This window comes from Gottfriedia acidiceleris (assembly GCF_050457485.1).
GTDB classification, from domain to species: Bacteria; Bacillota; Bacilli; order Bacillales; family Bacillaceae_G; genus Gottfriedia; species Gottfriedia acidiceleris_D.
The window spans coordinates 196035-222426 of sequence record NZ_JBCMJM010000001.1 but is presented as its reverse complement, the minus strand read 5'-3'; the positions used below and the strand labels follow the sequence as shown (position 1 = coordinate 222426).

General features: G+C 32.2%; 23 protein-coding genes and 1 riboswitch. Of the genes, 9 read left to right on the top strand and 14 right to left on the bottom strand.

Annotation, left to right across the window (positions count from 1 at the left end):
- Positions 1-145 precede the first annotated feature (145 nt).
- Positions 146-1600 carry an NAD(P)/FAD-dependent oxidoreductase gene (locus ABEY15_RS01000; protein WP_429887847.1) on the bottom strand — a complete coding sequence of 485 codons (1455 nt, stop codon included), beginning with the start codon at positions 1598-1600 and terminating at the stop codon, positions 146-148.
- Between the two features lie 386 nt (positions 1601-1986).
- Here ABEY15_RS01000 and ABEY15_RS00995 point away from each other — a divergent pair, with 386 nt between their 5' ends.
- Positions 1987-2409, top strand: coding sequence for a hypothetical protein (locus ABEY15_RS00995; protein WP_429887846.1), 423 nt, complete (start codon positions 1987-1989; stop codon positions 2407-2409).
- A 179-nt stretch (positions 2410-2588) separates the two neighbouring features.
- Here the strand turns inward: ABEY15_RS00995 and ABEY15_RS00990 are convergent, their stop codons facing one another.
- The 7 genes from ABEY15_RS00990 to ABEY15_RS00960 form a co-directional block, all read right to left on the bottom strand.
- The gene (locus ABEY15_RS00990) at positions 2589-3755 is read right to left on the bottom strand and encodes a trans-sulfuration enzyme family protein (RefSeq protein ID WP_429887844.1); all 1167 of its coding nucleotides are present in this window, start codon (positions 3753-3755) and stop codon (positions 2589-2591) included.
- A gap of 5 nt (positions 3756-3760) precedes the next feature.
- Positions 3761-4930 carry a trans-sulfuration enzyme family protein gene (locus tag ABEY15_RS00985; RefSeq protein WP_429887843.1) on the bottom strand — a complete coding sequence of 390 codons (1170 nt, stop codon included), beginning with the start codon at positions 4928-4930 and terminating at the stop codon, positions 3761-3763.
- A gap of 81 nt (positions 4931-5011) precedes the next feature.
- A riboswitch (SAM riboswitch) is annotated at positions 5012-5115 on the bottom strand.
- A 79-nt stretch (positions 5116-5194) separates the two neighbouring features.
- Positions 5195-7468, bottom strand: a complete 2274-nt coding sequence (locus ABEY15_RS00980; protein WP_429887841.1) for an ATP-dependent DNA helicase — start codon at positions 7466-7468, stop codon at positions 5195-5197.
- 124 nt (positions 7469-7592) lie between these two features.
- Positions 7593-8120 (bottom strand): YcxB family protein, encoded by a 528-nt coding sequence (locus ABEY15_RS00975; protein WP_429887840.1) that lies wholly within the window; start codon positions 8118-8120, stop codon positions 7593-7595.
- A gap of 562 nt (positions 8121-8682) precedes the next feature.
- The gene (locus tag ABEY15_RS00970; RefSeq protein WP_429887839.1) at positions 8683-10470 is read right to left on the bottom strand and encodes an ABC transporter ATP-binding protein; all 1788 of its coding nucleotides are present in this window, start codon (positions 10468-10470) and stop codon (positions 8683-8685) included.
- Positions 10470-12206 carry an ABC transporter ATP-binding protein gene (locus ABEY15_RS00965; RefSeq protein ID WP_429887838.1) on the bottom strand — a complete coding sequence of 579 codons (1737 nt, stop codon included), beginning with the start codon at positions 12204-12206 and terminating at the stop codon, positions 10470-10472. Before ABEY15_RS00965 ends, ABEY15_RS00970 begins: the two co-directional genes overlap by 1 nt.
- Before the next feature lie 382 nt (positions 12207-12588).
- The gene (locus ABEY15_RS00960; protein WP_429887837.1) at positions 12589-14217 is read right to left on the bottom strand and encodes a glycoside hydrolase family 13 protein; all 1629 of its coding nucleotides are present in this window, start codon (positions 14215-14217) and stop codon (positions 12589-12591) included.
- Positions 14218-14642: 425 nt separating this feature from the next.
- Between ABEY15_RS00960 and ABEY15_RS00955 the strand changes: the two genes are divergently transcribed.
- A complete protein-coding gene (locus ABEY15_RS00955; RefSeq protein WP_429887836.1) occupies positions 14643-15536 on the top strand; it encodes a L,D-transpeptidase family protein in 894 nt (297 codons plus the stop codon).
- Between the two features lie 41 nt (positions 15537-15577).
- On the opposite strand, the gene ABEY15_RS00950 is transcribed toward ABEY15_RS00955, so the two are convergent.
- Positions 15578-16615: a M42 family metallopeptidase gene (locus ABEY15_RS00950; protein ID WP_429887834.1), complete on the bottom strand. Its 1038-nt coding sequence runs from the start codon at positions 16613-16615 to the stop codon at positions 15578-15580.
- A gap of 167 nt (positions 16616-16782) precedes the next feature.
- On the opposite strand from ABEY15_RS00950, the gene ABEY15_RS00945 reads away from it, so the two are divergent.
- On the top strand, positions 16783-17340 hold the full coding sequence (locus ABEY15_RS00945; RefSeq protein WP_429887833.1) for a hypothetical protein: 558 nt from the start codon (positions 16783-16785) through the stop codon (positions 17338-17340).
- A gap of 114 nt (positions 17341-17454) precedes the next feature.
- On the opposite strand, the gene ABEY15_RS00940 is transcribed toward ABEY15_RS00945, so the two are convergent.
- Positions 17455-17922 (bottom strand): UPF0158 family protein, encoded by a 468-nt coding sequence (locus tag ABEY15_RS00940; RefSeq protein WP_429887831.1) that lies wholly within the window; start codon positions 17920-17922, stop codon positions 17455-17457.
- Positions 17923-18094: 172 nt separating this feature from the next.
- Positions 18095-18493: an RDD family protein gene (locus ABEY15_RS00935; RefSeq protein ID WP_429887829.1), complete on the bottom strand. Its 399-nt coding sequence runs from the start codon at positions 18491-18493 to the stop codon at positions 18095-18097.
- Between the two features lie 297 nt (positions 18494-18790).
- On the opposite strand from ABEY15_RS00935, the gene ABEY15_RS00930 reads away from it, so the two are divergent.
- On the top strand, positions 18791-19987 hold the full coding sequence (locus ABEY15_RS00930) for an FAD-dependent monooxygenase (RefSeq protein WP_429887828.1): 1197 nt from the start codon (positions 18791-18793) through the stop codon (positions 19985-19987).
- 231 nt (positions 19988-20218) lie between these two features.
- Here ABEY15_RS00930 and ABEY15_RS00925 read toward each other — a convergent pair whose 3' ends face one another.
- Positions 20219-20617, bottom strand: coding sequence for a hypothetical protein (locus ABEY15_RS00925; RefSeq protein WP_429887827.1), 399 nt, complete (start codon positions 20615-20617; stop codon positions 20219-20221).
- A 204-nt stretch (positions 20618-20821) separates the two neighbouring features.
- On the opposite strand from ABEY15_RS00925, the gene ABEY15_RS00920 reads away from it, so the two are divergent.
- Together ABEY15_RS00920 and ABEY15_RS00915 are read left to right on the top strand one after the other, a co-directional pair.
- Positions 20822-21862: a glycoside hydrolase family 5 protein gene (locus ABEY15_RS00920; RefSeq protein WP_429887826.1), complete on the top strand. Its 1041-nt coding sequence runs from the start codon at positions 20822-20824 to the stop codon at positions 21860-21862.
- Between the two features lie 317 nt (positions 21863-22179).
- Complete coding sequence (locus ABEY15_RS00915; RefSeq protein WP_098428711.1) at positions 22180-22305, top strand: GapA-binding peptide SR1P; 126 nt, start codon at positions 22180-22182, stop codon at positions 22303-22305.
- A gap of 163 nt (positions 22306-22468) precedes the next feature.
- On the opposite strand, the gene ABEY15_RS00910 is transcribed toward ABEY15_RS00915, so the two are convergent.
- The gene (locus tag ABEY15_RS00910) at positions 22469-22921 is read right to left on the bottom strand and encodes an NUDIX hydrolase (RefSeq protein WP_429887825.1); all 453 of its coding nucleotides are present in this window, start codon (positions 22919-22921) and stop codon (positions 22469-22471) included.
- 268 nt (positions 22922-23189) lie between these two features.
- Here ABEY15_RS00910 and ABEY15_RS00905 point away from each other — a divergent pair, with 268 nt between their 5' ends.
- Positions 23190-23591, top strand: a complete 402-nt coding sequence (locus ABEY15_RS00905) for a VOC family protein (protein WP_429887824.1) — start codon at positions 23190-23192, stop codon at positions 23589-23591.
- Between the two features lie 233 nt (positions 23592-23824).
- Here ABEY15_RS00905 and ABEY15_RS00900 read toward each other — a convergent pair whose 3' ends face one another.
- On the bottom strand, positions 23825-25219 hold the full coding sequence (locus ABEY15_RS00900) for a PQQ-dependent sugar dehydrogenase (RefSeq protein WP_429887822.1): 1395 nt from the start codon (positions 25217-25219) through the stop codon (positions 23825-23827).
- A gap of 216 nt (positions 25220-25435) precedes the next feature.
- On the opposite strand from ABEY15_RS00900, the gene ABEY15_RS00895 reads away from it, so the two are divergent.
- Together ABEY15_RS00895 and ABEY15_RS00890 are read left to right on the top strand one after the other, a co-directional pair.
- Complete coding sequence (locus ABEY15_RS00895; protein ID WP_429887820.1) at positions 25436-25762, top strand: YnfA family protein; 327 nt, start codon at positions 25436-25438, stop codon at positions 25760-25762.
- Positions 25763-25901: 139 nt separating this feature from the next.
- Positions 25902-26276, top strand: a complete 375-nt coding sequence (locus ABEY15_RS00890) for an FAS1-like dehydratase domain-containing protein (protein WP_429887818.1) — start codon at positions 25902-25904, stop codon at positions 26274-26276.
- Positions 26277-26392: the final 116 nt, after the last annotated feature.

Sequence of the window (26392 nt, the reverse complement as noted above, 5' to 3'; positions counted from 1 at the left end):
TTAGTTTTTAATTAAATTATACCTCTTCAAAAAAGTCTCGTTAATTCTTTATTAAGCCAAATACCAAAATAATTAATTAAATGTTTAGTCTAACAAAACAAACCTCTAATGCTATCCAATGCACTAGAGGTTTGTTAATTAAGTATTAAACAGTAACTAATTCTTTTTCTTTACTTCCGATTTTTGTAATGATATCACGCGCGATCCATACGCCACATGCGCTTGCTTGAGCTAAACCTCGAGTAACCCCTGCTCCATCTCCACCTAGATATAATCCAGAGATTTCGCTTTCAAAGTGTTCATTTAGCTTTGGTCGTGCTGAATAGAATTTTGCTTCTACGCCGTAGAAAAGTGTATGTTCTGCAGCGATACCTGGAGTCACATGATTTAATGCTTCTACCATTTCAATTAAACTTTTCATTGTATTATATGGTAAAACTAATCCTAAATCCCCTGGTACTGCTTCTTTTAAAGTTGGTTCTAAAAAGCCTTCTTTAATACGCTTTTCAGTTGAACGGCGACCTTTTAAAATATCTCCGTATTTTTGTACGATTACTCCACCGTGTGAAAGCATGTTTGCAAGGCGTGAAACCTCGTGCGCATATTCATTTGGTTTATCAAATGGTTCTGCGAATTGATGCGATACTAATAAGGCAAAGTTTGTATTTGGACTACCTAATTTAGGATCCTTATAAGCATGACCATTAGCAGTCATAATTCCTGAATGATTTTCAACTACTACGTGTCCAGATGGATTACTACAGAATGTTCTGACTTTTGTACCCACGCTAGTATTAAAAACGAATTTTCCTTCGTATAAGTGCTTGTTGATCTCTTCCATTACTACGTTTGAAGTCTCAACACGAACACCAATATCAACTTGATTCGTTGACATTTTTAAACGACGTTTTTTCATAACATCAGTTAGCCATTTTGAGCCATCACGACCAGGTACAATTACAACTTTCTCAGCATGTAATTCTTCACCTTTTTTTAATTTAATTCCCTTTATGATATGAGTACCTTCAACCTTTTCAGTCAATAAATCCTCTACTTCAGTTTTATATTTCATATCAATTTTTGTTTTTAAATATTCATAAATGCTTTTTAGAATTTCTAAATTTTGCTCTGTTCCTAAATGACGAACTTGTGCACGTAATAATTTAAGTCCAGCTGCGTATCCACGACGTTCAATATCTCTAACTTCTTCTGTTAATGGATCAGTAATCGATTCAGTTGCACCATGTTCTAAGTTAATTTCATCAACGTATTTGATTAATTCAACTACTTGTGAATCTGATAAGTAATCTGTCATCCATCCACCAAATTCGCTAGTAATATTAAATTTCCCATCTGAATATGCTCCAGCACCACCAAAACCATTTGTAATTGAGCAAGCTGGTAAGCAACCTGAAAATTCTTTTTTACCTGCAGCTGGCGGACATTTTTCAATTTTCTTTTGTAAAATTGGGCAATGTCTTGCGAATATATCATGTCCTTTATCAACAAGTAGTACTTTAGCATTAGGCATTTTTAAAGTTAATTCATAACAAGTAAATATTCCAGCAGGTCCTGCTCCAACCACGATAACATCATACATCTATATATACCTCCAAATAAGGTTTAATTTATATCATTTGATCAACCTAAAATAGAATACCATCAATATGAATGCGTTTCAAGTAAAAACACGAACATTTTTTGTATTTTTTTCGAAAAATATTCGCTTATAAACAAAGTGAAACCTTTTCATTATCATTCACCATCTGTCAATTAGCTTTTTTTAACCAATTTTAGACAATTCAAACTTGAATATTAATTAATTTTACATCAGACTATTTAAAATTTAACAATTTGTTGATTTCATCCTAATTTAACTAAAAGTTAATGATTGAAATACGAAAATATCCTATTACATAGAATCACAATCACACCAAGTTGAATAGTTATATAAATAACAGATATTTTATATTGGAGATGGAAAAGATGCTAGAAGAAAATATCAAGGAAAAGGAAGGGAAAGACCAAAATCAAAAAAATACTTTAGAAGATGACGGTTTACAAGCAAGTCTTGAAAAACAAATTGTTGCTGCATCATGGGTAAAGGCAGTTGCACAATTATATGAAACGATAACATTATCAAAATTATATTCAATTGACAAAGATCCAATCTTTCAAGGGAAAAGAGATATTATATCGGGAATGTGGATTGGTACAGCCGGTCAATTATCTGTAGCTTTTTACGTTTCTAAGCAATTGTTCACTTCAGATAAACAAAATTTACTTGAATTACAAAGAAAAATCGTGCTTTCTGATTCAATTCAGTTAGTTGGGAACGCTTTGGCACTTATTGGTGCAGCTGAGGTAATTCAAGAGGAAATTGGCGATGGTGAAATATTCATTTCATAATCATGTAAATATAAAATCATTTATACTACTTAAAATTTACATCATATGTATGCATCTTCAAAAATGCAAAATTAAAAAATATAAAATTAATAAATCCCACAAATATTCCATTGTGGGATTTTAGTTTATAATTTGTTCATGTTCTATGACAGATTCTCTTTTTAAATTATTCGTTTTCCCTATTCCTGCACTTCTTGTTTTTCTCTTACTCTTGCATTTAATGCTTTTTTAAAGCTTGCAATCAAGTCTTCAATATCTTCTAAACCAACGGACACTCTTATTAATGTATCTTTAACGCCTAATCTTTCACGAACATCGAGCGGTATTGCAGCATGAGACATTTTTACAGGATATGAAACAATTGTCTCAACTCCACCAAGAGAAACTGCAACTGCAACGTTTTCGACTGATTGTAGGAAACTTGTCGTTTGTTCAATCGTTTTTAGTGTAAATGAAAGGACTGCTCCTCCTCCAGTAGCTTGCTCAAAATGTACATCGTGACCTGGGTGATCTTTTAGTCCTGGGTAATAAACATCCTCAACTTCTTCTTGTTCTAAAAGCCAATTTGCTAATTTTGATGCAGTTTGTTCATATGCATCCATACGAACTTTTAACGTCTTTAATCCTCTTAATGTTAGCCAACAGTCTTGTGGACCTAAAATTGCTCCGAATGAATTTTGGATTGTGTATAAATCATTTGCAAGTTCTTCTGAATTTACGACCGCTAGCCCTCCTATTACATCGCTATGACCTGCAATAAATTTTGTTGCACTATGAACGACAATATCAGCTCCTAAGTCTAATGGCCTTTGTAAATATGGTGATAAAAAACTATTATCTACAATGACAAGGATGTCATTTTCTTTTGCCATTTTGATTGCACTACTCAAATCCGTAATTTTCAAAAGAGGGTTAGACGGTGTTTCTAAATAAAGTCCTTTTGTATTTGGCTTTATTCCTGCTTTAATCTCTTGTAGATTAGATGCATCTACGAAAGTAAAATCGATTCCAAAACGATTTAATACTTTTGTCGCTATTCTAAATGTTCCCCCATAAACATCTTCACAAATGACAATATGATCTCCAGATGAGAACAAAGACAATACTGATGAAATTGCAGCCATTCCTGATGAAAACGCAAAACCGCGCACACCATTTTCTAACTTTGCAATTGTATTTTCTAACGCTTCTCTTGTTGGGTTTCCACTTCTTGCATAGTCGTACTTACCAAAATTCTCTATATCAAATTGATGAAATGTTGATGTCTGATATATCGGTATACTTAATGCACCTGTTGTCTGATCAATTTCATTTCCGTTATGAATTAATTTTGTTCCAAATTGCATCCTCATCACCCCAATGCATTTTCTAAGTCATTTAATAAATCATCAATATGTTCAATACCAACAGATAATCGAAGTGTATGGTCATCTAGACCAAGCTTTCTTTTAAATTCTTCAGGCATTTCTGAATGAGTTTGCGTATGTGGATACGTAATTAATGATTCAACTCCACCTAAGCTTTCTGCGAATGTAATGACTTTTACGCTTCCTAAAACCTGTTCAACCAAATTTAAATCTTTCACTTTAAATGAAATCATCGCACCAAATCCAGTTGCTTGTTCTTTAATAATTGAATACCCTTTATGCGTTGGTAAGCCTACATAATACACTTCAGTAACATTTGGATGATTTTCTAAAAATTTCGCAAGTACAATCGCATTTTTTTGACTATATTCCATACGTAAATGTAATGTTTTAATTCCTCTTAAAATTAACCAAGAGTCAAATGGAGCTAATGTTGCACCTGTTGATTTTTGATAATAACGAATTCGTTCATTCGTATATTCTGAATTAGTCACGACAAAGCCAGCAAGTGTATCATTATGGCCACCTAAATACTTTGTTCCACTATGAACAACAACATCTGCACCTAATTCAATTGGTCTAAAGAAATAAGGTGTTAAAAATGTATTATCAACAATCACAATAATATCTCGTTCTTTTGCAATCTCTACTACTCTTTTTAAATCAGTTACTTTCATCATTGGATTTGATGGTGTTTCAATAAAAATTCCTTTTGTGTTCGGTTTAAGTGCATCAAGAATATTGTCAATTTCAGTAGTATCAACAAAATTATGCTCAAGTCCATATGGTGAATAAATTTCTTCGAATAAACGATATGTACCACCGTATAAATCATCTGAAACAATTAGGTGGTCACCTTTTTTAAATAAGCTTAATACTGCAGTAACGGCTGCATTTCCTGTTGAAAATGCCACACCATAATTTGCACTTTCTAATTTTGCAACAGTATTTTCGACTTCTTCTCGAGTTGGATTTTGTAATCTTGCATAATCATATCCAGTCGATTGATGAAGTCCTGCATGCTTAAAAGTAGCAGATTGATAAATTGGATAACTAATCGCACCAGTTAATGGATCATAACCTTTGCTTCCATGAACAGCTACTGTTTCAATTGATTTTTTATTCGTGTTTAAAGCCTCTTTTGTGTTAGTCATTATAAATCCCCCATTTTAGTCAAATAAAAAACCACTTCCTAAAAAATAAGAAGTGGTTATGTCCGCAAAATATACATATCGCTCTTATCTTCCAGGTTTTTCACCTGCAGGATTTAGCACTTTCTAGTTTTCACTAGAGTTGCCGGGTTTCGTCGGGCCAGTCCCTCCACCGCTCTTGATAAGATTATTAAATTATATTCATAAGTATATTAAAAACTCTGATAATTATCAATCATTTTTTTTCGTTATTTAATTATTGGCTTTTCATTTCCATTCTTCAGGTAATAAACTTTGATAAAGTGTGCTCCTATATCGATCATCAATTAGTAATAAAGTCCCTTCATCTGATTCAGATCGAATAACTCTTCCACCCGCTTGCATTACTTTATTCATACCCGGAAAGACATATGCATAATAATACCCATTTTTTCCAACCGAATTAAAATGCTCCTTTAAAATATTTCTTTCTAAACAAATCTGCGGCAACCCTACACCAACTACAACGACACCATTTAATCGATCACCCTTTAAATCGATCCCTTCAGAAAATATTCCACCTAATACAGCAAAGCCAACTAACGTTTCCTCATTAAGACTATCAAATTGTAAAAGGAACTCTTCTCGCTCAATTTCAGTCATACCATTTTCTTGAACGATTATTTTTATGTTAGGGTATTTCTCTTTAAATAAATCAACACTTTGAATTAAATATTGATATGATGGATAAAAAACTAAATAATTACCTTTTCTTTTCGTAATTTCTTTATAAACCGAATCAATTAATCTTTCTAAATTTCTTTCACGATCTTGGTATCGAGTTGATAAAGGGTCAATTGTTACTTCTAGTTGTTCTCTATGAAAAGGAGAATCGATTGAAATTGTATAATCGCGACTTTGATCACCTAGCATATCTTGAAAATATTGTATTGGCGTTAAAGTAGCTGAAAAATAAATTGTTGAGCGAAATCTTTTTATTACGTCATTTACTACTTTAGAAGGATCAAGGCAAAATAACTTTAAATGAACTTCACTTTTATATAGTTCATAGTAGCATACGTAATTTTCATCAAAAAACTCTGCGATTTTGACGAAGTTAAGTGACTCAAAATAAGTATCAAGTAGAAGTTGTTTATTTTCGTCCTCGTCCATTTCCGGTAATTTCATTTCTACGATTTCATTGAATGTATGTAGAAGTTCTAGTAAAGCCCCATCTATTTCCTTTGAAACAGGGTTTACAACGTCCTTCCATTTCTTTCTTAATTCAATAAAACGCTTATTTATTTCATTTATTATTCCATAAAGTTCATCTTTTAAATTTTTATATCTATTTTTCAACTCTAAAAATTTAGATTTGAATAGACTCGCAGAATACATTTCTCTTGAACGATCAACAAGATTATGTGCTTCATCAATTAATAAAACTGAACTTCGTTTATGTTCATCAAATAATCGTTTTAACGAAACTCGTGGATCAAAAATATAATTTACATCGCAAATAATAGCATCTGAAGAATTTAATAAATCTAATGAGTATTCAAAAGGACAGACTGTATGTTTTCGTGCATATTCTTCTATTTTCTCTCTGGTTAGCGCTTTTTCCGATGAAAGAATATCAAGAACAGCATCATTAATTCTGTCATAATAACCATTGGCAAATTCACAATAATCCTTTTGACACATCGTCTCTTCTTTAAAACAGATTTTATCTTTTGCTGTAATCGTCGTACACTTTATACAAAGTCCTTGATCTGTCATGCGCTTAAATGCTTCTTCAGCAACAGTCCTAGTTATCGTCTTAGAAGTTAAGTAAAACATTCGATTGATACTATCCTCACCAATACTTTTAACAGTTGGAAAAATAGTTGAAACCGTTTTTCCTATTCCGGTAGGTGCAACAGCAAATAAATTATTACCTTCCTGAATCGTTTGATATACGGCACCCGCTAATTTTCTTTGTCCTTTTCTGAAAGAAGGAAAGGGAAAATTTAATGCTTTTATTGTCTGATTCCTTAACTCGATATGATCGTATTTCCATTTTGCAAAAGGATAATAAATTTCTAGCATTTTGTATAAGTATTTTGTTAATTCATCCTTTGTAAACAAAAGATCGAAGCTTATTTTTTGCTCAGTTAAAATATTAATATATGTAAGTCTAAGTGTAATCTTTTCAAGCTGTAGTTCTTCACAAATAAAATATCCATAAACTTTTGCTTGAGCCCAATGAACAGGATATGAATTTTCATTTATTTCATTCAAATCCTTCATTGTTGATTTAATTTCTTCTATTATATATTGATCATCCTTCAGTAATAATCCGTCACAACGGCCTTCTATCTGAAACACCAATTGATCCAAAGATATGGTGCCGGATATAGGTCGTTCTTTTACATCCTGTTCACTATATTCTCTTTGGATTTTTTGGTGTGCCTTTGTTCCTTCAATTAAAGAAACCGAACTTTTATATGTTACATTGATACTTCCCGCTGTATGAGCATACTCAACTAGCGTTCGAACTGAAACCTTTATACAATTCTCCAAGTGAGTACCCCCTTTTTTTACATTTTATCATAATTCTTCTTTCTTGATTAAGAATGAAAAGTAACAATAAAAAAGTCCAAGCTAAAATAACTTGAACTTTTAGAAGCTAGAATACACTATTCAACTAGCAATATAAAACTTGAATATTATATTTCCTGTAAAATTGTAATAATCTCTCCATGTCATCTTTTATTGCTTCTAGTGGCACTACAATGGCTTGCATACTTGTAAAGTAAATATAAAAATAATTCTTCGTTCCTTTTATTTCAACTATATCATCCCACTTTATTTCATGAACACTTGATTGTGTAATTTCTTTGATCCCATTCTCATCTACCTTTAAAGAATGTTCACCGAATAATGATTGATCGTTCTTTTCAGTTAAATGCTTAATCATTTTGTTTTTTGATGAACGGTAGAAATACTTTGGAAAATAAATGAACCAAAGAACGGCTGCTAACGAAAAGGCAAGTAAATAACCAAAAAGCGGTTGTTTGAAAAGAAAGGAAATTAAAAATGGTATTACTAAATAGATTAAACTCACAGCAATTCGTTGATTAATTAACGACTTTTGAACAGCTTTTGAGTGTTTCAAATGATGTAAATTAAATTCAATATAATCATCCAAATTAATTTCATAATTAAGTTTCATACTTGACCTCCATTTTCGCAAAAATATTTTAATCACTAATATTTTAACATTATAAAAAAACAGAAAATAAAGATATTTCATCTACTTATGTTAAGTTGACTTTTCAAGATTCATAGAATTAATTCTTATATTAAAACTTCGTAAAAATTCAATTTCAAAGTTCTAATTTTAGATTTTTGGCATAAAAATGGATGTCCTAAATGTAAATCAGGTTTTTAGAATCGCAAATAAAATTGGAAAAGCTGCAATTAATATTATCAAAACTGCAATTAAAACCAAAGAATCGCAATTAAAATTTAAAAGTAACCATACCAGTTAAGGTATTACCTCCTAAAAAACAGTCATAAGCAGATCCTTTCAAATTTAAGACTTGCAAATATGCCTTCTATTTAAATAAAAACTTAATAAGAACCTACAAAAATAGCTAAAAAAGTTCGATTAGATTCACACAAATAATCCCCCTCTCACTTTATACTAGTAAACTTTCCAATTAAAAAAGGGCCTCTCATGTGTCAGTTAACCTGACTTTTGAGACAGCCCTAATCTAATCAAAACAGTTCAATTATGCTCCATCATTAATGAAGCTATATTGCGCCATGTATAGCTTATAATAATGTCCTTTTAATGCTAATAACTCTTCATGTGTACCGCTTTCCTCGACATTTCCGTTTCCGATTACCATAATTTTGTCGCAGTCACGAATTGTTGATAAACGGTGGGCAATGACAAATGAAGTACGACCTTCTAATAGCTTTTCAATTCCATTTTGGACAAGCTTCTCTGTATGTGTATCGATATTCGAAGTAGCTTCATCTAATATCAAAATTCTAGGATCAGCTAGTAGAGCACGAGCAAAAGAGATTAATTGTCTTTGACCTAATGAAAGTCTTGAGCCCCTTTCGTTTACATTCGTATCATACCCATTTTCCATTTTAATAATAAAGTCATGAGCATGGACCGCTTTAGCTGCAGCAATTACTTCTTCATCTGTAGCATTTAATTTACCGTATCGAATATTTTCCATAATCGATGTTGAGAATAGAAATGTATCTTGTAGCATAATTCCCATTTGACTTCTAAAAGATTCTAAATCTACTTTTTTAATATCGTTTCCATCTACTAAGATTTCACCTTTTAAAGGATCATAGAATCGACTTAAAAGTGAAACAATCGTCGTTTTCCCTGCTCCAGTTGCACCTACCAATGCAATTTTTTCACCAGGATTTATTGTGAAATTCACATTTTTTAAGACTGTAGAGTTTTCATCATAACCAAAAGTCACATTTCTAAATTGAACTTCACCATTAATTCGTTCAATTGGAGGTGCATTTTCTTCACTAATAATTTCTGGATCAATATCCATAATGTCAAAAATACGATCAGCTGCTGAGAAGTTTGATATTAATGTATTATAAAAGTTAGATAAGTTCATAATTGGACGCCAGAACATGCCAATATACATTGAAAATGCGATTAATGTTCCGACTTCAATATCTTGACTAGTTACAAGCTTATATCCAACATAAAATACAATTACAGTACCAACACCCCATGAAAGCTCAACTAATGGCCAGAAGAAGTCATTCATTTTTACTGCTCTCATGAATGAGCCCATTAATTCAGAAACCTTTTCTTTGAAGTCTTTTTCTTTATCTTTTTCTTTCGCAAAGGATTGAACTACTTTTATTCCTGAAAAATCTTCATGTATAAACGCAATTAAATTTGAGCGTTTCTTTCTGTAATCATCCCATCTTTTACGTGCTCGTGTTTCAATATAAAACATGGCAATTGCCAAAAATGGAAGAATTGATACTGATGCGATTGCAAGTTTAACATTTAAGATAAACATTACGACTGTAACGCAAACTAAGCTTAGTAATTCCGGAATTAACGTTTGAATACTTTGGTTGAATAAATTTTGGAGAGCACTAATATCACCCATTACACGAGCCAAAATTTTTCCTACTGGTCGATTATCAAAAAACGTAAATGATAGTTTTTGAATATGTGTGTAAAGCTCATGACGAATATTTACTAAAATATTATTTGTAACGGAGCTAATCATCGTCCAACGTACTTTTGAGGCAATCATTGCTAAGAAATTTAGTGCTAATAGTACAGCTCCAATCATTATGAGCCCTTTTACATCATGATTTTTAATATTTGTATCGATCGCTACCTTTAATAAATATGGATTTAATATCCCGATTACCATTACAAATAACATTAAACAAATAACGGCAAATGTTTTTAATTTATAAGGTTTTAAATAAGTCCCGAGCCTAAGAATAAGCTCGGTTTTACTACGATTTAGTTGGTCTTCATCACGATTTATCGTATTTTGTGCCATTAGACCACCCCGCTTTCTACTGTTTCAAAATCTTTGAATTGTTCTTCGTATACTTCAAAGTATCTTCCCTTTTTATCAAGTAATTGTTTATGATTTCCTTTTTCAACTATTTCTCCATTTTCAACAAATAAAATTACATCGGCATTTTTTACTGCTGAAATACGGTGTGCGATTATAAATGTTGTACTATGTGAGAAACGTTTATTTAAATTGTGTAATAATTCATACTCCGTTTCCATATCTAATGCAGAAGTTGCATCATCTAAAATTAGGATTGGGGCATTTCTTAGTAATGCGCGGGCAATTGATATACGTTGTTTTTGGCCGCCAGATAAACCAATTCCTCGTTCACCTATTTCCGTATTGAAACCTTCTTCTAGATCTTCAATAAAGTCTAGACAACAAGCAATACGGCAAGCCTCACGGATTTCATCCATTGTAGCTTCTGGGTTTCCTAGTTTAATATTATTTTCAATCGTATCTGAGAAAAGGAAAGTATCCTGTGAAACGAGAGACATATTTTGACGTAAAGATGTTAAATTAAAATCTTTAACATTAACGCCATCTACTAGAACTTCCCCTTCAGCCACATCGTATGAGCGACCAATCAGATGAAGAATTGAAGATTTCCCAGCACCTGTCGTTCCCATAATCGCTACTTTACTACCACTTGAAATATATAGATTAATATCTTTTAAGACAATTTCATCATTGTATTTGAAGCTTACATTTTTATATTCCACTGAACCGTCAACAAGATTAGGTGTATAAGCACCTTCTTTGTTTTCAATTTCTGTTTTACGATCCAAAATTTCAAAAATCTTCTTCGCAGAAGCTTGGTTTTTAGAAAGTACATCTGTTAACCAGCCTAGCATTCTCATCGGCCAAATTAAGTTCCAAATATATCCACTAAATGCAACTAGTTCACCTAGCGTCATACTTTGTTGTAAAACAAAATATCCACCGATAATAATCATTGCTACAAGCGCGATATTTGTTAAAAATTCAATATTAGGAAAATATTTACGCATTGTTTTAGCTTGAGCCATATTTAAATCATAATAGCCACGATTCATTTTCAAAAATTTCAAAGTCTCATGCTTTTCTCTAGCAAATGCTTTAACCAATCTTACACCCGCAATATTTTGTTGAGCAGTTGTATTGATTTCAGCTGTATGGTCACTTATTTTACCGTAACCTTTATTAAGTAAGCGATTTAAACGCGTGCCCATATATCCAATTGGGATCATAATTACTAAACAGATTAGTGCTAGCTTCCAATTAATTACAAATAAGATAACTGTACTAACAGTAAAATAAATAATATTTTCAACAAACAATCTTAGTCCAAACGCAATTGTTTGCCAGATATTTTCCACATCTTCATTAATTCTCGAAAGTAATTCACCCGTATTCATCGAGTCAAAATACTTAAATTCAAAACTTTGAATATGCTTGAACATATCATTTTTTATATCCTCATGTACCTTCGAACTTACTAAGTCATATAAATATTCTTTTACATAACCAAAAATTGATTTAATGATTGTGACACCTATAATACCTCCAATAACTGGTAGGACAACAGATGCTTTTCCTTTCGTAATACCATCATCGATTAGAATCATTTGTAAATAAGGAATTAAATGATCCACACCTATTACTAAAACCATTGAAATTGAACCAATAATAAATGAAAGCTTATGCCTAAAGACATATTTTAAAATTCGAGACAAATTTATACCTCCCTTGTATCAATTAACCTAACTCTACGCAACCCTCCACTTTTTTTGACAACAAAAAGGCCATGGGAATATTTTCCATACCCCATGGCCATAAAGAAACGTTTCGCCCAAAAACAAACAGTAATGAATCGTTTATTTTTGGCACAAAAAAGCCATGGGTAATATAAACCCATGGCTAGATCGTCAATTGAAATCTAAATTTCAACGTGGTCCGTCCTGCGTAGAGATAGGGTTCATAATCATTATGAAATTTTGTGATGCTTCAAAGTTTAATTTTCTTACAATCATCATGTTACCCTACCTCCTTCTTATTTGATATTCTTATCATATACGAGTGGACTTTAAAATGTCAAACTATTTTTAATAAATTTAATTATTTAATTTTACAAACAATTGCTTCATACGGTCTTAAGCTACACTTCACACCCGTTAAACTTGAATCTTTATAATTACTTAAAATTATACTTACTTCATCATAGCTATTACTATGACTAAATTTTGATTCCTCATTTGTAAAATTAGCTACAACTAGGAATTTTTCACCATTATACTGTCTTTCATATGCAAATACTTTTTCATCCTTTTCAGCAAGCATTTCAAAAGAACCATAAACAATTGCAGGATTTTCTTTTCGTAATTGGATTAACTTGCGATAATGATGAAAAATTGAATCTGGATCGTTTATCGATTGTTCAACATTTATTTTAGTAAAATTCGGATTTACTGTTAACCAAGGGTTTCCTTTTGTAAAACCTCCATGCTTTTCTCCATTCCATTGCATTGGAGTACGTGCATTGTCTCTACCTTTTGTATAAATCGATTCCATTATGTCTTCGTGCTTGTAACCTTTTGAAATACGGTCATTATACATATTTTTCGTTTCAATATCGTCATATTCATCAATGCTTTCAAATCGAATATTTGTCATTCCAATTTCTTCACCTTGATAAATATAAGGCGTTCCTTGCATTAAGTGAAGGATTGTAGCAAGCATTTTCGCACTTTCAATACGATATTCTTTATCATTACCCCATCTAGAAACAATTCGTGGTAAATCATGATTGTTCCAGAACAAGCTATTCCAAGCCTTACCATCAAGCTGAGTTTGCCACTTATTAAAAACTTTTTTTAGCTCTAACAAATTTAACGGCTTTAAATCCCATTTTTCTTTACCTTCTTGTTGATCAAGGCCGATATGCTCAAATTGAAAAATCATACTTAATTCATTTCGAGCAGGATCCGAATAAAGCTTTGCAATTTCTGGAGTTGCTCCCCAAGTTTCACCAACAGTTAGTACATCGTGATTTCCAAAACTCTTTTTATTCATCTCTTGCAAATATTCATGCAGCTTAGGACCATTTGCTGTAATCTCTTGATCAGGAATCTTCCCAATTAAATCAATTACATCCATTCGGAATCCGCCAATTCCTTTATCAAGCCAAAAGTTCATCATATTATATACTTCTTCGTGGACTTTTGGATTCTCCCAATTTAAATCTGGCTGCCTTTTACTAAATAAATGCAAAAAGTATTGTCCAGTTTGTTCATCATATTCCCATGCACTGCCACTGAATACAGAAGGAAGATCATTTGGTTCACTTCCATTCACAGGATCCCTCCAAACATAATAGTCTCTATATGGATTATCTTTGCTCTTTCGAGATTCAATGAACCACGCATGCTCATCAGATGTATGGTTTACAACTAAATCCATTACGATTTTAATCCCTCGATTATTCGCTTCAGAAATTAATTCATCCATATCTTTCATCGTACCGAACTCTGCCATAATGTCACAATAATCACTAATATCGTAACCATTATCGTCATTAGGAGATTTATATACAGGACTCAACCAAATAACATCTATTCCTAAAAGCTTTAAATAATCAAGCTTTTCAATTATTCCTTTTAAATCACCGATTCCATCACCGTTACTATCCATAAAACTTCTAGGATATATTTGATAAACTACACTATTATGCCACCATTTTTTCTCCATTTAAATTGCCTCCTAGATTATGTATAAATCTTAAAAACTAAAAAATTAATTGTGATTTCTTCTAAATACATAAATTTGGTACGTGAAATTTCAAATCATTCATATCCTTTTGCTAGAACCGTGCAACCGTGTGCATTTATTTGCAGTAAAAGTGCCATAGTTTTTTAAAATAATTATTTATATCCCCTATTTAACCGCTTACATTTTCTATTTTAACAAGAATAGTCATTAATGCAAACATTTACATTTTTCATCATAGATTTATATTCTTAATGTGAAAGAATTAACGATCCATTTTTAAACCTTTTCCAGTTTTCCAATTAATCTATTTTTTTCCTAATTTGAAATTTTTATTAGATAGGACAAGCAATCCTTTCATAATATATAAAGCTATATATTTTTTAAATTTTGTTGGGGGGAGAATTTTGTTTAGGCGCTGGTTTCTTTTTTTCTTAGTACTTCTTTTATTTTTGAGCACTTCTTTTGTTCAGTCTTACGCAGAAACAAAACCTGTTTCACAATTTATCATTATTAATAAGTCGATTAATAGATTAGCTTTTTATGAGAATGGTAAATTGGTCAAAGTTTTTAAAGTTGCAACTGGTAAGAGTCAGGATCTAACTCCTGAAGGCAAGTTCAAAATCGTCGTTAAAATTGTTAATCGTCCTTATTATAAAGAGAATATTCCTGGTGGTGATCCGAGGAATCCGCTTGGTAATAGGTGGTTAGGTTTAAATGCTAGAGGGACATGGGGTACAACCTATGCAATCCACGGAAATAATAATCCAAGTTCTATTGGAACTTATGCTAGTCACGGCTGTGTACGAATGTATGATGAAGAAGTAGAATGGTTATTTGATCGTGTTCAAAAAGGTGCTACTGTTTTAATCACTTCATCTAACCAATCGTTCCAAGACATCGCCGTTGCAAATCATTTATTTGATGATGATTCAGGAACTGTAGTTGTAACAAAACCAACAGATATTCCTACTAGTTTACAACTTGGAAGTGTAGGTTCAGAGGTTGAATGGCTGCAGGATACATTAACAAAATTAGGTTACTCTACAAACGGGGTCGATGGATACTTTGCCAAAGGCACAGATCAGGCAGTAAGAGCATTTCAACAAGATAATGGATTAACTAATGATGGAGTTGTTGGTGCAGGTACAAAAAAATTATTATTAGACAAACTCCAAGAAAAAAAACGTGAGTCAGTCTCGGCTTATTATTATACATTTACATTAAAGATAAATATAAAAACGAATGGTGAGGACCGATTTGATAGTCAATTAAATGGGGTTCAAAAATTAAATTATTAAACTAAAAAAGCTGTTGGTATTTCCAACAGCTTTTTAAATTATTACTTTGTTAAATATAAGTACAATAATTTCATCGTATTTTCCATCGCACTGTAATGCGTTCTTTCCATACCATGAGAAGCATGAACCCCTGGTCCAATTAACGCGCCACGAATATCTTGTCCTCCTCGTAAGGCAGCAACTGTATCAGAACCGTACATCGGATAAATATCGACTGCATAGCTAAGCTCATTTTCTTTTGCTAAGTTTACTAAATCAGTTGTCATATTATAATCATATGGTCCACCAGAGTCTTTTGCACAAATCGAAACATCGTATTCAGTACAGCTTAAATCATCTCCAATACAGCCCATATCAACTGAAATTAATTCTGTAATATCAGATGGGATATAAGAAGAGCCATGTCCAACTTCTTCATACGTTGAAATAAATAATTTTGTAGTATATGTAGGTACAATTTTTTCCCTTTTAAATAATTCAAGTAAGCCAATTAAGCATGCCACACTTGCTTTATCATCAATAAATCTTGATTTAATAAATCCGCTTTCAGTAATTGTCGTTTTCGGGTCGAAGAAAATAAAGTCTCCTGGGCTAATTCCAAGATTTAATACATCCTCTTTTGACTTAACGCATTCATCAATACGAACTTCCATGTTTTCTGGGTCACGTTTTTTTGATTTACTATCTTCGAATACGTGAATTGATGGACTTGTAGATAAAAATGTACCTGTAAATATTTTTCCTTCACGCGTTCTAATTTGACAATATTCACTATCAAGAGTTGGTACGATTGGTCCACCAATAATTGTAAATTTTAAAGTACCTTTACTTGTAATTGATCGAACCATTGCCCCTAATGTATCAACATGTGCTGACAATCCGATTACTTGCTCATTGCTTTTACCAGGAATTGTGATCACGCCACAACCTTTATTAGTCGTTTCAAAATCATATCCTAAACTATTTGTCCAAGACTGAATTAACTCCATAATTTCAAAGCAAAAACCACTTGGGCTATTAAACTCTAGTAATTGTTTAGCGGTTTGTAGCACATATTCTTTGTCAATTTTCATATTCATAGCTTTCCCCTTCAATTTTGAAATTTTCATGTAATTCTCAACGTATTTATCATACATTTATTTGTGTTTGATATCAATAATTCATAATACCGCCTTAACATGTTTGGCGTATTACTATTAATTTCTCATATAAATGATGTATATCGTATATTAAATGAGGTGAAAATGTGTATTTTTTCAAACCGATTACTGAGGAGATCCAATTATTTCAACTAAAATTCACTAAACAAAATAAAACCAAGAAATTTATTTTAGCTTCTATTTTTGCTTGTATTGCTGCACTTTTTCAAGCTGCAGGTGGCCTATTACCAGGTATAGGACTATTTTTAAGTCCACTCGCCACTGCACCTATTCTATTATGTTCCATGTTTTCCATTACTGATGGAGTAAAATCCTATTTTCTAACAATTATGTTGTTATTCATTTTACAGCCAACTGAACTGATTGTCTTTCCTTTTACAACAGGATTATTGGGACTTGGCTTAGGCTTGGCTTTTCACTTTTTTAAAAAGAGATTATCAATCATTACGACTGGTGCGACTCTTTTAATGTTAGGTATTATGAGTCTATTATTTCTTTTCCACTTTCCAGTCTTAGGTCCGGGATTTTCTGATTCTTTTTCAATCAATACTGTTCTAATTATTTTATTATTTTCTTTCCTTTATTGCTGGTTCTGGGCTGAAATTACTTTAATTATTTTTAGAAGATTGGCTCTGCTCAAATAACTATTTACATAGAAAACGTTAAAAATCCCTTCAGCGAAATTTGAAGGGATTCATTTTGATTTGGCTTAAGCTACCTGGATATCAACAATCACAAATCTCTCATAACTTAAATTTCTAATCTATGTACTCGATATCATTATTTTGACACCATGCGATCGCTAAATCTTTATAGCGTCTGTCACGATAACTATACCAATCCATATCAATATTTAACTCTATAACTGCATCTTTAAATCTTCTAAATGCGCCTTTTCCCTCGATAGTTATAAGTAATATGTTTTGTATTTTCTCATCTTTAACTGTTAAACAAAAGTCTTTAATCATTTTATACTCATCAATTTCATATTTTGAAGGTAATTCTTTATAGTCCTCAAAATTTTCCACAATTTCATTTGCGATTTCTAAATTTTCTAACTGCCAATCTTGTAAATCATCCATAGGTTTTTCATCTTCTGCATCAATAAGATCATCTTCAGCAACCGAAAAAACTTCTCCAGTTCTTATCTTAATAAATGAACGATAACCATCAATTTGCATTTCCATTTCTTCAATAATATCTTTTATCTTTGCTTTATTTGTCATAAAGAATCACCTTCTTATTTTTTATATTAGTCAAGTCGATTGTGTTACTCAGATTATTATACTTGATAGTTCTATTAATGAATGTACTTTCCTTCTTTAAAAAATTCACTAAAAGAAAATTGGAACTGTAAAAAGCTCCAATTAGATGACATAAGTTAATCAATTAATATTATTATTTATACACGACATAAGTATTGGCTAATTTATCATGTAATGCTGTTTTCCTATTTGAAAAAGCAATCATTAGATAACCAATAAACAAAATGAAACTGGAAACAACTTGAGCTAACCAACGGCTAATTGCATCAACTACAGATAACTTACTTCCATCTTTATTGATTACTTTAATACCAACAGTAACCTTTCCAATTGTCCCCTGCAATGTTGTAGCTGGCAAAAGCATTAAGTAAATAATACCGATGAGATCAATAAGTAGGTTATATGTAATATTTGTGTTAGTAAAGAAACTGAGTAGCAACGGACTTAGAATGAAACCTAATAAAATAATGATACAAAAATCAATTATATATGCGCATAATCTTATCCAAAATCCTGCATATTTAAATTCCAATATTGACTCCCCCTAAAAATTACTATGAAATCGGTATTTAATATTAAAATTATTATACCTATGTAGTCATATTCTGTAACTTGGGGTAATTTGCCTTTTTTCAATGAAATTTAAACAATCCTTATGAAACTTAACTGACCGTTTGTTCAATAATAAGCCTTCAAATTTAGATAAACATTCAGCCATTTATCCCTAGATTATTGTTGAAATTTCACGAAAGTACATAAGTAAAAAAACAGTGAATATATTGTTGTTATGTTGTTTAAATTTTTTTAGATTAGGAGTGATTAACTAATTATGAAGCAACCAATGCGTGTTCTAATTTCCGGAGCGAGCATTGCAGGGCCAACACTTGCTTACTGGCTTCATCGCTATGGTTTCGAGGTGACTGTAGTAGAACGGGCTCCTTCTTTACGCCAAGGGGGATACGCTGTTGATATCCGTGGTGCTGCAATTTCTGTGCTTGAACGAATGGGTATTCTTGATGATGTTCGTTCATTAGATACACATATGACTGGAGTTTACTTCGTGAATGATAAAGGTAAAATTAAAGGTAAAATTAGTGAAGCAAGTATAGGCAATCAGCAAGGCATGGATATAGAAATTATGCGTGAGAACCTTAGTAATATTTTGTTCGATTTGACCAAGGATAAAGTTACATATATTTGGGGCGATTCAATTACCTCTATACATGAATCAATTTCAGGGGTAGAAGTTCAATATACTAATGGGAAACAAGATACATTTGATCTAATAATAGGCGCTGATGGAATCCATTCCAATGTGCGTACGTTGAAATTTGGCGACGAAGATCAGTTTAAACGTACTCTCGGTTGTTATATCTCAATTTTCGAATTCGAAAATTATCTTAACCTCGACCACTCTCAAATGCTTTATACCGTTCCGGGTAAAACTGTTGGAATGTATAGCGCAAATGATAAAAAGGAAGCAAAGGGCATGTTAGTGTTCCAATCCGAGCCACTAAAGTACGACCGTTATAATACGGAAGAACAAAAAAATCTTATTAAAAATGCTTTTGAAGAACTTAATGGTTGGGAAACACCGAACTTGCTCAATAAATTGATAAAAGCTTCAGATTTTTATTTTGATGAAATTTGTCAAATTCACATGCCGACCTGGTCAGACGGCCGAATTGCTTTAGTAGGTGATGCGGCTTATTGCCCGTCACCCCTTTCAGGTCAAGGTACTAGCCTGGCCCTTGTCGGAGCATATGTACTTGCAGGAGAGCTGAAAGCTGCTAACGGTGATTACAACAAGTCCTTTGTTTCCTATGAAAAAGAAATGAGAAAATTTGTTGAAAAAAACCAAAAAATAGGGCTACTAACTGCGGGAGGAATGATTGAAAAATCAAACTTCAAAATTTTATTACGTAATGCAATGTTACGTTTTCCCATCTTAATGAATGGCATGTTTAAAATGATTACGAAAATGATCGCTAAAGCTGCCAACGAAATTGAACTGAAAGATTATTAAACTATTTTATGGATCTAAATCATAAGCCTAGTACAATAGAACCAAACAACGCTCAGAGTAAATTCTGAGCGTCGCTTCTTTTAATGAATATTATAAAAATCTAACTTTAAATAAAAATGTTTATGCTAATTTAGATAAACATTTAAGCATAAACTTATTCAACTTAACTGCCCTTTACTGCAACATTCTATGAAACTTGTTGAACAAAGAGATTTTAATATGAAAAACAATTTAATATAAAGAAATATCTTCCTTAATTTTAAATTTAAGTTTTCCATCTTCATCAACAGATTTTATCGTAATTAATATATTTCCAGAATAACCACCTTCAAAATACCCAATAACTGATTCTGTATGTAATTTACCTTTATTGTCTTTATACTGTAGCTCCATTGTACTCTCACCAACATCCTTTGAGGGATTTATGTTTAGTTTATAGTCCTTATGTGAAGCAATTGTAGGTATCTTTATATCGGTTTTAAAATGATCATAGGTCAAATATATTCCCGTTACATCTCTATTTGTTTGATTTTTTATTTTAATATCAAATCCACTTTGAAAAAGAAAATAACCTATTATCCCTACGATCCCTGTTATTAAAATGGCTATTACTACTAAGATTTTTTTCATTCCTACCCCCTATTGATTAAAATTAGAACTTTTTAACATTTCCATTTCATTAAATTATAACATTCCTTATTGCAAACTTTCTTTTTTGTACCGTGAACCTTTGGAAATCTATTACTTTATTAATACTTTTTCAGTAAATCATAGAATAATATTAAAGTTCTAAAAATAAATTTTACAGAGATTAATTAAATGAGGGGGGAAATTTTGAAAATAGTAAAAAGAGTAATCTTTATAGTAATAGGCATTTTAGGTTCCATTATTTTAATGATTGCCTCTTCTTTTGCTTTTTTAAACCTTGTTAAAATCCACGTTAATAAACCTACTTCATCACTGTCAGCTGGAATAAGGGGTGTGAATTGGGCGGATGAGCGCGACAATTTTGTTGATGGAGTGATTTATGTAAGTGGACTGAGCAAAAATGATACATACGATTCTGCCAAAGTTATTGGCGGACAAATTATCGGGCAGATGTTCGACAAGACTGGTGCTAACACAGTCAGACTTCCCATTAATGAAGCTACAGTCGCAAATTTTTGGACTACTTATACAGGGGCCATTGATGCTGCTTTAGAGAGGGGCAAAGTGATTTTTTGCTATTGGCCTCCGAAAAATGGAAAACCTGAAGATCTCGAAAAATATTTTAGTATGTGGAGAACAGTTATCAAAAAATACGGAAACAACCCCAACTGTTATTTTGAACCTATTAATGAGCCCTACGGCTATAATACTAAAGATTTACGTAATCTCTATCATGATTGGCTAACAAGTTTCAATGTTCCGAAGAAAAATGTGATTCTTGATGGAATCGGACTGGCAGCTCTTTATATAAATCCCCTAGGTGATGACAAACGACTTGACGGAGCTATGCTTGCTGTACACTGCTATGCGTTTTATGCAGGATATGTACATATTAATTCTCTCACAGAAACCGGATGGTCTAATATATTAACGATCGAAATTGGAAAATACTCCGATCGTGCCATTATTACCGAATGGGGGGCACCAATGAAAAGCGGTTTGGATTATTCGGTAAAAAAGAGTAAAAATGATATTAACTATGTTCGAGCAATGAGCAAAAAAATTAATACGATTGGTGCTGGAAGTGTTTATTGGCCGGGCTTGAGAGATGGGGATTCTTATAGTTTGATGGAGAAAAAAGTCACTAACAAACAAATCAATCTTAAGGTAACAAATCAATCTGGTCTTGAAAAATTGCAAGAATCCTGGGGGATGCCTATTCACTAAAATCGCTCGAATGAAGATGACCTCTTTACGCTTGTCGGGAGGTCATTTTCAATTAAAGTGTCTTTTTTAAGAAAATCAATAGTATAAAAATTGTTATTAGTTTCTCATGGAAGAAATTGATACCAGAAACTTAATCACACAGTTCTATTTTTCGTTTTTTTTAAACCGGGAAAAAATTTTTTTATGTCCATTTCTGCTTGAAACCCTTGCTATATCAGCGTTTTTTCAACCGGGACAACTCACGTCCACAGGGTGGGTAAAGTCCCTGGAGAAATAGTGATTTGAACGTGTTATAGTGGGTTTAGGAGGTGTTTCTAATGCAAATTTTAATCTGTAAAGAATGCGAAGAAACTATTGAGTACGCGGAGTATAAAAAAGTTGTGAAAATCTATTCAACTTGCGAAAACTGCAAAAACGAAGCAGCAACTTCAACTGCAAAATAACATAGAACAAAAAAAGCTAATATTGTAAATTAGACCTTATTAAAAAAATACTTAATTTTTAAAGGTTTAACAAAATATCAATTAATATATTATTAAAAATGAAAAAAGGATCTCAAAAAGATCCTTTTTTATCTTTATATGGTCTAACTTCCACATTCTAAGTTCAATAGTTGGAATCCTTAAACGTATTTATAATAGGAAGTTCGGGTGGATTTATTTTTGATGGAAGTTCATCAAAACTAAAAAAGCCTAACTCGAGCACTTCGCTTTCTTCTTTCTCAAATTGCCCTGTATATTCAGTACAAATATAAGTCGTAATTACATTATATACCTCATCTCCATGGGGATACTTATAATAAAATTCTTTTCCAGAAAAAATGTTAAAAAACTCAAGGTTTAATGCTGTTAGACCAGTTTCTTCCTTCAATTCTCTTTTAGCCACTTCTTCTAAATTTTCTCCCAACTCTAATGATCCACCAGGTAATCCCCAAGTCTTATTATCTTTTCTTAATTGCAATAATACTCTCTTTTGTGAATCTAGTAGAATAACATTTGCACCTGCCATTAAGATAGGTCGACTACCTACAACTTTTCTTAAATCCATAATATATCCCATTGATTTTCTCCCCAATATCCTATGATTATGTTTAATTCAACTTTATCAAACAATTCCATTTTATTCCACTGAACCAACATTTACCAAAAAAAACTAGCTGCAAGTCTTAAATCATAATTGTTCTCTTTATAACCTATAACCAGCCAATCACGATTAATAAAAGGAATATTTTACCAATTAAATTACATATATATAGTCTAGTTGTTTTAACTTTAAACAACAAGAGAAGATTTAGATCAATCTATCTTTGTTAAAAGGAGAAAAGTGAATGAGGTTGAATCATTTAAATTTATGTGTTGATGATTTATCAGAGGCTAGACAATTCTTTGAAACTTTTTTTGATTTTAAATTTTTAGAACAAAAAGGAAAAGCTCTTGTAGTGTTAAGTGATGAGCATGGATTTATTCTCGTGTTAAGTGATCCAAAGGCATTTAAGAGGCAAATGGAAATTAAATACCCTGAAGCTTTTCATGTAGGTTTTTTAGTGGAAACGCCAAGTGAAGTCGATCAACAGTATGAACGTTTAATAGCTGGGGGCATCCAAATAGACAAGGAACCTTATACTATGAGAGGTAATAGTTATGGCTTTTATTTCACAACGTTTAATAATTTATTGATTGAAGTTTCTTGCCTTGACGATCGAAATGGTAAAAAAAATTCAAAACTCTAAGTAATGATTAACTATAGATACAAGCTCCTTCCCAAGGTCTTATAGGGTCTTGTATTTATACATTTTTATCTCAATAAATAACAAAAACACTTAACAATGGCAAACTGTCTTTATTTTTAAGCAAGTCTCTATTCATATGAAAAACATCAATTGTCCGCTTAATAAAGCAACCACTGGAGTATAATTACCTCCGTGGTTGTTTATATATTCATATAAGACAAATTAACTAAATGTCACGGTACAATTTCAAAAATAGTACCCATGTTTAAATCAGTCACTTTCATAGAGCCATAAACCGCTAAATAGATTTTTGTTTGATTTAAATTCGTTCCCAAACCTACATAATAGGCCGGTTTTGATCCAAAGTCATAATCTGTTTGTATTACACTGAAATCACTTTGTTTACCATCTGGTCTTAATTTCGTATAAGCTAAAACTCCTTTAACCTGTGCTTGAGATCCTTTTCGTACCAAATCGGTAAACACAACGCTACTAGTTAAACTAGGTATTTCATTTCCCATATATGGCTTGACTCCTGTAAGTGCAGTTCCTTCAAATTTATCCGGTCTTGGATCTTTATGAAAATAACTAGTTAAAGGTTGAAGACGGCTCGTTGAGAGTGTCACTGATTGATCGTAATAAGCGATTGTTTTTTCATCCAATTCTGGATTTTCGGTACATCCTTTTATTGTCGAAGTAGGAAAAGCACCTTCCCAACCTCTCCAGCCGAAGTTAATAAATCCTTCCATCTCAGATTCAGAATTCATATGGATTAACTGAGTAACGGGAATTGGTTTATAATGAACAAATGAAAAAAGTGACTCGACCAAATCCTGACCGACATGTCCAACATATTTAATATATTGATTATAATATCTTTGATATGAAATACCTGTTATATTACGAACCCCTTTAGCTATTACCGTAAGAGTTTCTTGAATACTTGTTGGAAGTTCATTAAAACGAGTGACAATAGGAGGATTATTGCCATTTATGTTTTTATCTACATCAATTTCAATTATTTTTCCTGCAATTTCCAAATTATCCTGACTTAAGTTAAACGGATCATAGCCAGATCCACCATCTCCTGTTGTTAAAACAAGTTTACTTGTTTCGGGTGAAAAATTTAAGGTGTTGAGACCATTATGATTCAAGAACGGTCTTCTGATATTCAATAATGTCCGTCGTTTTTGAGGCTGTCCATTTGATTGTAGAACCCATTCTTCAACTGTATCAATATGGTTATATTGAGTTTCCCTATTTAGCCATTTCAAATTTAATGTTTTGGAATCACATGGATTAGGTTTAAAAGGGTTAGAAAGAGCACTTGGCCCCTCTGAACCAGCTACTGAATATTGAAGATAAAACAACCCGTTATGATAAAAATTAGGATGAAATGCTAATCCAAGCAATCCGCGTTCATCATAGCCTCCAGACTCACCTAATTTTAATACCCGAGGGCGAATATCTAAAAAAGTCCTGATTTCTCCATTTCCTATGTAAAAAATCTCTCCTACCTGTGTTGCAATAAATAATCTTTCAACTGAATCACCTGGAAGAATAGTCGTTTTCAAAACGGTTGGTAAATTAATCTTACTAACAACTGGCCGTAAATTAACTTTTAACAACTAACAATACACCTCCTTTATATTATTTTCTTCTATAAAATTATGATGGGAATAGTTCTATTAGTACCGAAATTCATTTCGAATAGAACGATGAAAAACTCTTAATGATTCAAATAGTATGATAGTTTCTTTTAGTCTTTATTGTTAAAATAAGGGGCATATAACTGTACATAGGTTTTCACCAATTTGTCTTTTAAAAGAAAGGAAGAAGTAACATTGATCACTGCAATATTTATTTTTTTATTAGCCGGTTTAGCTGAAATTGGCGGAGGATACCTTATATGGTTATGGCTAAGAGAAGGTCAATCTGCTTATTTAGGATTAATCGGAGGGATTATTTTGGCAGTTTACGGTATCATTGCAACCTTCCAAATTTTCCCATCATTTGGTAGAGTTTATGCTGCCTATGGAGGCGTATTTATCGTTCTCTCAATCTTATGGGGCTGGGGTGTTGATAAAAAATCACCTGATTTATATGATTGGATCGGTGCAGCAATTTGTTTAATCGGTGTGTCTGTCATATTATGGGCACCTCGTAATTAATCCCCCCTGCGTAATGATATCAAACAGCAAATCGACTATTTAGTCGATTTTTTTTAACGATTTTGAAGGATAGTATAAGAAGAAATTGAACTATTTAATTAAGAGAATTAATATTTTTTATTAATAAGGAGGAAAAAAATTGTCATTACAAGTGGGCGATATTATTTCATTTGATCGAACTTTTACAGTAGAAGACGTTGAAATGTTTACGAAGGTTTCTGGTGATGCAGGCGAACATCATATCACGCCTGATGAACAAGGAAGACTTGTCATTCAAGGTTTGTTGACTGCAACTTTACCAACTAAAATAGGTGGAGATCACAACGTACTAGCACGAACGGTAAATTTCGAATTTTTAAGACCAGTTTACTCAGGAGATACAATAACCTGTGAAGTTACAATCGAGAAATTTGAAAAAAAAGAGAATAGAATATCGATCATGTCATCCTTCTTATGTACTAATCAGAATAAAAAACAAGTATTAAGCGGGAGCTTTGCAGGAGTAATATTATAACCAAGGAAAACGTAACCGTCCTAATTTGAATGATAAAAACCAGTACACAGTAGTGGAAACTAGCATTCTTCTTTTCTAGCAACTAAATGAAGGATGCCCGGCTCCTCTAGGAGAGG

Coding starts and splice junctions, on each gene's coding strand:
- ABEY15_RS00975 (WP_429887840.1), bottom strand. CDS start 8,120: ATGAAACTTAATTATGAAATTAATTTGGATGATTATATTGAATTTAAT.
- ABEY15_RS00970 (WP_429887839.1), bottom strand. CDS start 10,470: ATGGCACAAAATACGATAAATCGTGATGAAGACCAACTAAATCGTAGT.
- ABEY15_RS00985 (WP_429887843.1), bottom strand. CDS start 4,930: ATGACTAACACAAAAGAGGCTTTAAACACGAATAAAAAATCAATTGAA.
- ABEY15_RS00990 (WP_429887844.1), bottom strand. CDS start 3,755: ATGCAATTTGGAACAAAATTAATTCATAACGGAAATGAAATTGATCAG.
- ABEY15_RS01000 (WP_429887847.1), bottom strand. CDS start 1,600: ATGTATGATGTTATCGTGGTTGGAGCAGGACCTGCTGGAATATTTACT.
- ABEY15_RS00915 (WP_098428711.1), top strand. CDS start 22,180: ATGCAAATTTTAATCTGTAAAGAATGCGAAGAAACTATTGAGTACGCG.
- ABEY15_RS00905 (WP_429887824.1), top strand. CDS start 23,190: ATGAGGTTGAATCATTTAAATTTATGTGTTGATGATTTATCAGAGGCT.
- ABEY15_RS00930 (WP_429887828.1), top strand. CDS start 18,791: ATGAAGCAACCAATGCGTGTTCTAATTTCCGGAGCGAGCATTGCAGGG.
- ABEY15_RS00925 (WP_429887827.1), bottom strand. CDS start 20,617: ATGAAAAAAATCTTAGTAGTAATAGCCATTTTAATAACAGGGATCGTA.
- ABEY15_RS00940 (WP_429887831.1), bottom strand. CDS start 17,922: ATGACAAATAAAGCAAAGATAAAAGATATTATTGAAGAAATGGAAATG.
- ABEY15_RS00950 (WP_429887834.1), bottom strand. CDS start 16,615: ATGAATATGAAAATTGACAAAGAATATGTGCTACAAACCGCTAAACAA.
- ABEY15_RS00995 (WP_429887846.1), top strand. CDS start 1,987: ATGCTAGAAGAAAATATCAAGGAAAAGGAAGGGAAAGACCAAAATCAA.
- ABEY15_RS00960 (WP_429887837.1), bottom strand. CDS start 14,217: ATGGAGAAAAAATGGTGGCATAATAGTGTAGTTTATCAAATATATCCT.
- ABEY15_RS00910 (WP_429887825.1), bottom strand. CDS start 22,921: ATGGGATATATTATGGATTTAAGAAAAGTTGTAGGTAGTCGACCTATC.